This window comes from Sporomusa sp. (assembly GCF_057736855.1).
In genome coordinates this window covers 6,581-12,395 of sequence record NZ_JBYKYF010000068.1, presented here as the reverse complement: position 1 = coordinate 12,395, position 5,815 = coordinate 6,581, and the positions used below count along the sequence as shown (strand labels likewise).

Below are 5,815 nucleotides of genomic sequence, written 5' to 3'. Positions count from 1 at the left end.
CGTTGCGATGATGCAGAAGTTTCTTTCCTTTACGCTTCATAAAAGAACTGGCAGGAACTTTGAGGGTTTCTATAACATTGTCTATGGGTATAATAAGGGACTGACCGGAAGCTACTACTAAAAGCCCTGTAGAAACCATAAGGGTTAGTGGCAACTGGATGGTTATGCGACTTCCTTTTCCCAATTCACTAGCAATTTTTATCGACCCCTGTAAGGCTGTGATATTGCTTTTAACAACATCCATACCAACGCCGCGTCCTGATATTTCTGATATTTCTCGAGCTGTACTAAAACCGGGGAGAAAGATTAGTTGATAGCACTGCTCATTAGTAAATCCCTCGGCTTCGGCAGAACTAATAAAACCTTTTTCAACAGCTTTATTTTTAATTACCTCAGGATCCATGCCTTTTCCATCATCTTCTACTTCGATAATAACAGTTTTCCCTTGATTATAGGCTCTCAAGAAAATATTACCGGTAGGATCCTTTCCTGCGGCTACTCTTTCTTCGACAGTCTCAATTCCGTGATCTGCTGCATTTCTGACAATATGCAGCAAGGGGTCGCTGATTTGTTCGACGATATTCTTATCAAGTTCGGTTTCCTCCCCTTCCATAGACACGGTAATGTTTTTTCCTGTTTGCAGAGCAATATCGCGGACAATGCGAGGAAATTTCTGAAATATAGTGCGCATTTCCGTCATTCGCATGGACATGATCGAGTCCTCTAGTTCCTCAGAAATGCGGTTGATAAACTGTCCTGCTTCCTTTATTTCTCTTGCCATTTGCGGCATATTGTATTCGATCATCAGTTTACGAGCCATCCGAGTAAATATATTCTTAGTAATACTCAGTTCACCAATAACATTCATTAAACGATCCAGTTTTTCGCCACTCACCCTAATAGTGTTGTTGGCCGCAGAAAAAACGGGTCGACCTTCTCGCTGATTGGGTGGATCTTTTGCCAGACGTTGCTGTTCACTGGCAGACCCCGCCATAGTACTTTCAGATACACTGTTTGCTGGTTTACAAGTATTATGAAAGTGCAGCATGGGTTCAACCAAAGTGATTTCCTCAGAGTTTCCTGCCATGGTCTGCCTGGCACTTTTTACATCTTTCACAAGTTGAATAAGAAATTCGTAATCCTGCAGAATACTGCCTGAACGTATCATGGTTGTTACCCTAAGCATTGCGTCCATAGCTGCAAAACAGAGATTGGTTAATGTACTAGATACGGGAAGATTATCATCACGTGTTTTTGCCAATAATGTCTCCAGTTCTTGAAAAGCTTCCAGCAGGATCTCCAAAACATTTCGCAAATCATTATTTATTTTAACACTAAGCAGTAGACCGATATTACCTTTGAGGGTATGAACCCTCCGGAACACCTCAGCAAGAGTAGCAGCATCATGTGGACAGGCATCCAAAACCATTAAAAGTTGATCGGTAATAGTTGATCCATGCTCATCTGCTTCAAGCAAAAAATCCTCCAACATGCCTTGTGAGGCTTTTTCCACTAATTCAGCTATATCAGGATAATTGTCCGAATGCCCCTCCGGCTTGTCTACATTGACTACAACTTGCGGTCCAGTTTTAGTCTCTGTTATATTCTTTAAGGCGTCTACTAATTTTCTCCCCCGCTCGGAATACTCAATAACTACTTCGATTTTTTCCTGTTGCTCAGACGGCTGACAAACATTTCCCAATTGTTTTATCATGTCAACCAGCTCATCTTTAGCTTCCAGTAAAAGCCCGGTAACCTGCTGATTGGGTACAAGCTTCCCTTTTCGCACAGCATCTAGCATAGATTCCGCCTGATGACTTAAGTCAGTAATTGGGGAAAGTCCAAAAAATGATGATAAACCCTTAATTGTATGCATATTCCGGAATATATTTCCAACCGAATTTCCTACATCTCGGCTAGTTTCCAATTTCATGGCTTCTTCTTCGATGATTTGTAAATATTCTATTGCTTCATCCATAAAGGATTGCAGCATATCTATATCCTCTGGTTGAAACCGGAACAGCATCATTCGGCCTCCTTTCCTCCGGAGCCACGCAGCAGACATTTAACTTGATTGATTAATGTTTCTGACTCTGTTGGTTTTATTAAATAAGTATCTGCACCCAACAGTATTCCTTGCTCCAAATCTGGCTTATGGTTCTGGGTTGTTACGACAATCAATGGCTTCTTCTGATATGTCGGAAGTTTCCTGACCTCTTCAATAAACGTAAACCCATCCATCCGAGGCATATTGATATCCGTAATAATTAAATCAAAACTGTCACTATACAACAACTCCATTGCGATATACCCATCTTCCGCTTCCTGTACCTGATAACCAACAGAAGTCAGCATATATGTATAGAACTTTCTCGTCATGCCTGAATCATCAACTACTAATATTTTTGGCTTATTCACTCAATCCCCCCCGTTATGGTTTATAGTAAACAAGTTGCGAATCAATACGCTTCATTCGGAAAATATCAGTAATTCTGCCCACCGATTCTGAGTGTCCTAAATAAATATAGCCGCCACTTGTTAACGAATGATAATACCCCTCCACAACTTTTTTCCGCGATTCAGGACTGAAATAAATTAAAACATTACGGCAAAAAATAACATCATAATCAACAAATTCCCTCATACTCGAGGTATCTATCAAATTTAGCAGTTGAAAATTAACCATATTTCTAACTTTAATATTTAACAGATAGTTATCCATTCTTTTGCTAAAATAGGTAGCCAAATACTCAGGAGGTACATCTTTTACAGAACGGGCACTATATAATCCTTTGCGGGCAAACTCAAGTACCCTTGTATTGATATCTGTTGCCGTAATCTCAATGTCCCAATTTTTGGGGTCAGGAAGCATCTCTAATAAAATAATAGCCAGAGTATAAGGCTCTTCTCCGGTTGAGCAGCCTGCACTCCACACCTTTAACTTGCGATTTCCTGCCTCCTCTTTGCGTTTCACAATTTCTGGTATAACCCCTTCGGCAAAACCTTGTAATTGAGGAAAATCGCGAAAGAAATAGGTTTCATTAATTGTGAGCAGATTAATTATATGCTGGAGTTCAAAATCATCATTGGCAAACTTCAATATATGATAATATTCGCGGAAGCTTTCCAGACCTAATGCTTCAATTCTTTCATACAGTCGTCTTTCAACAAAATATTTTTTGTGAGCCTCAAACCATATGCCAGTTTTTTTGTAGATCAAATCTGTAAACCGTTGATATAAATCAGGTGATAATATCATTATCCGGCCCCCCATCCTTGTATATTAGTTGCCGAATAATTTCCATGATGACTTCATCATCCGAGTTACTGTTCATATACTCCAATAGATAATTCCGTCCCTGTTCTCCCATACGGCTCATTCCCTTGACTGCTGCGAGTTGGAGCAGATGATCACCGCTTGTTAAACACTCTTCCAGCCAACTCCAGGTTTCTTCAAAATGATTCTGCTCGTAAATCTCATCACAGTTGAGAATAAAATATCGATTAACCTTACAACTATCATACCGATATAACGAGTAAAGGTGGGTGTATACTACCTCCCCTTTACGATGCCGCAGACTTATGATCGCAGCCCGACGCACTTCCTCTTCAGGATCATTGAGTAAAGTTTCGATCACCTGAAAAAATAAAGATTCTACTTTAATAGATTCGCAAATCCGAGCAATCCTAATTCTGGCAGCCGTATCACCAGCAACTATAGCCTCCTCAATCATTTCGCGCACTGCAGGCAATTTCCAGTGAATGGCTACCGCTAACACATCAGGCTTAGCCATTCCAGATGCTTGCAGGAAAACCTCACCTAATTTTTCTGAAAACATGTCTGGATTTAGAACCAGCAAGTTCTTAACCGCCTGCCTTCTTACGGCTTCACTTTTGTGTACAAGCGCCTTAAATAAGCCATCTTCCGGTATAGCTTCCTCAATAAGATTTAGCTTGTCTGCCGCTAACATTCTAATTTCTGCATTAGCATGCTGACAAACGGAATATAAGAAGTTATTGGCACTTGTACCGCATCTCCCAGCCAATGTGATCAAGCTTTGCAATACCGTCACATCCTGACCGTTAGCTAACTCCTGAATCAGATCGACAGGGATCGTTATTCCTTTTTGCTCAGCCATGAGAAGGAGTATTTTAGTAAAATTACCTGTACTATGTTTTAATAGTTCACATAATTTATCTGTATCTATAGGTAACTGTCCGAAAACCCCTGCGAGTTTCTCCCTGGTTTCCGGCGATTGGCCAAATCTATTGGCCAAAAACTCAGCATGATCCCAAACAAGCTCTGGCATATAACGACTGGCTATATGCGCAGCCTTCAAATCACATGCACTTTTTACCATTTCAGGCAAAAGCCGTAATAGCAGTGATTTGCCGGATTCAATCTCGATACCCCTCTCCAGATAACCATAGCTGAGTTCTATAATATTTGAAGCTGTCAATCCATGTGCCGCATACATTCCCAATGCCTTGTCAAAGCAGCTTTTATTGCCGTATCGCGCTACTATGGCGATCCAATGCTGCAGCAACATGGATGTCTCATGAGCATTCCAGATTCTTTCATCTATATAGCGGTCTGCAATAAGCAAGACACAATTATCTTCCATTTTAGCCAGTGCCCCCAGCACTGCAAAGGCCACCCAAAAGTTATCAGCCCTATATAATGTTTGCTCCAGTGCCGGTATAGCTGACTTACTACCTATTGAACCAAGTGCCTCAGCGCAGGCAACAACTACATTTACATCAGTGTCATTTAAACCAATTACCAATGGCTCAACTACTAATGGATTAGCAATTCTCCCCAGCGCATCGGCCGCCATTTTTCGCAAATCACTGGACGGGTCTGACATTAAACCACACAAAATATCAAAAGCCCTTATTCCCTGTAATACCAATATTTCTAAAGCAGCGTTACGTACGACTGCCTCTTTCGAAGTTAATTCTTTTACCGTCAGTGTCAGTATCTTATCTGAAACTGTGTTTCCTAATACATTTATAATACTCCTGCGTACAAAGGCAGAAGGCTCTATGGCTAAGTGCTTAAATAATAACTGATAATTATGTATATCATTAGTACTAGCCAGCGCCATAACTCCCTGGTATCGCGTGTTTTCCACCTGGCTTGTTAACATTTCAATAATCGAATTGGTAATGGAATAACACCTCCTTGTTCATGATTATTCCTGTTTTTTTATGGTATTTTTTTTACTGCTTTAACGATTTCTTGAGCAATGAGATGACAAGGCAGAACAATTTGAGCGCCTCCCCGCTCGATAGCCTCTCGTGGCATACCAAATACTACTGCTGTTGATTCAGCCTCAGCAATGGTATATCCACCAGCCTGACGAATGGCAACCATACCTGCAGCACCATCAGAGCCCATTCCGGTAAGTAAAACCCCAACTGTCCGCCTGCCGAAAGTTTCGACTATCGACAACATGGTCACATCAACAGAAGGCGTAAATAGTTGACCTTCTGGAACAGAAGTCAATCTAACAACCGCTCCGCCGTTAACCTGCCTTTTAACAACCAAATGTATGCCGCCAGGAGCAACCAAGCCGCAGCCGTTAATCAGTTTATCACCAGTTTCGGCTTCTTTAAAAGCAATCTGACAGGCATCATCAAGCCGTTTAGCAAACGAGTTGGTAAACATGGCAGGCATATGTTGCACAACAACGACAGCAGCATCAAGATCAGCCGGTAGCTTGGGAAGTATCTCCATAAGGGTGCTGGGTCCGCCTGTCGACACCCCAATCACAACCACCTTTGATGCACTGCTTGCAGTAACGACTTGCGG

Annotated in this window: 5 protein-coding genes; all 5 read right to left on the bottom strand. The window is 41.5% G+C overall.

Features of this window, described 5'->3' with window-relative positions:
* The coding region (locus AC29Z1_RS06525) for a chemotaxis protein CheA (protein ID WP_488270652.1) at positions 1-2,029 on the bottom strand (2,029 nt) is incomplete at its 3' end.
* Positions 2,026-2,418 carry a response regulator gene (locus AC29Z1_RS06520; protein ID WP_488270651.1) on the bottom strand — a complete coding sequence of 131 codons (393 nt, stop codon included), beginning with the start codon at positions 2,416-2,418 and terminating at the stop codon, positions 2,026-2,028. The genes AC29Z1_RS06525 and AC29Z1_RS06520, both read right to left, overlap by 4 nt.
* Positions 2,419-2,431: 13 nt before the next feature.
* A complete protein-coding gene (locus tag AC29Z1_RS06515) occupies positions 2,432-3,259 on the bottom strand; it encodes a CheR family methyltransferase (RefSeq protein ID WP_488270650.1) in 828 nt (275 codons plus the stop codon).
* A complete protein-coding gene (locus AC29Z1_RS06510; RefSeq protein ID WP_488270649.1) occupies positions 3,243-5,150 on the bottom strand; it encodes a HEAT repeat domain-containing protein in 1,908 nt (635 codons plus the stop codon). Before AC29Z1_RS06510 ends, AC29Z1_RS06515 begins: the two co-directional genes overlap by 17 nt.
* A gap of 59 nt (positions 5,151-5,209) precedes the next feature.
* A partial coding sequence (locus AC29Z1_RS06505; RefSeq protein WP_488270648.1) for a CheB methylesterase domain-containing protein occupies positions 5,210-5,815 on the bottom strand: 606 nt, incomplete at its 5' end.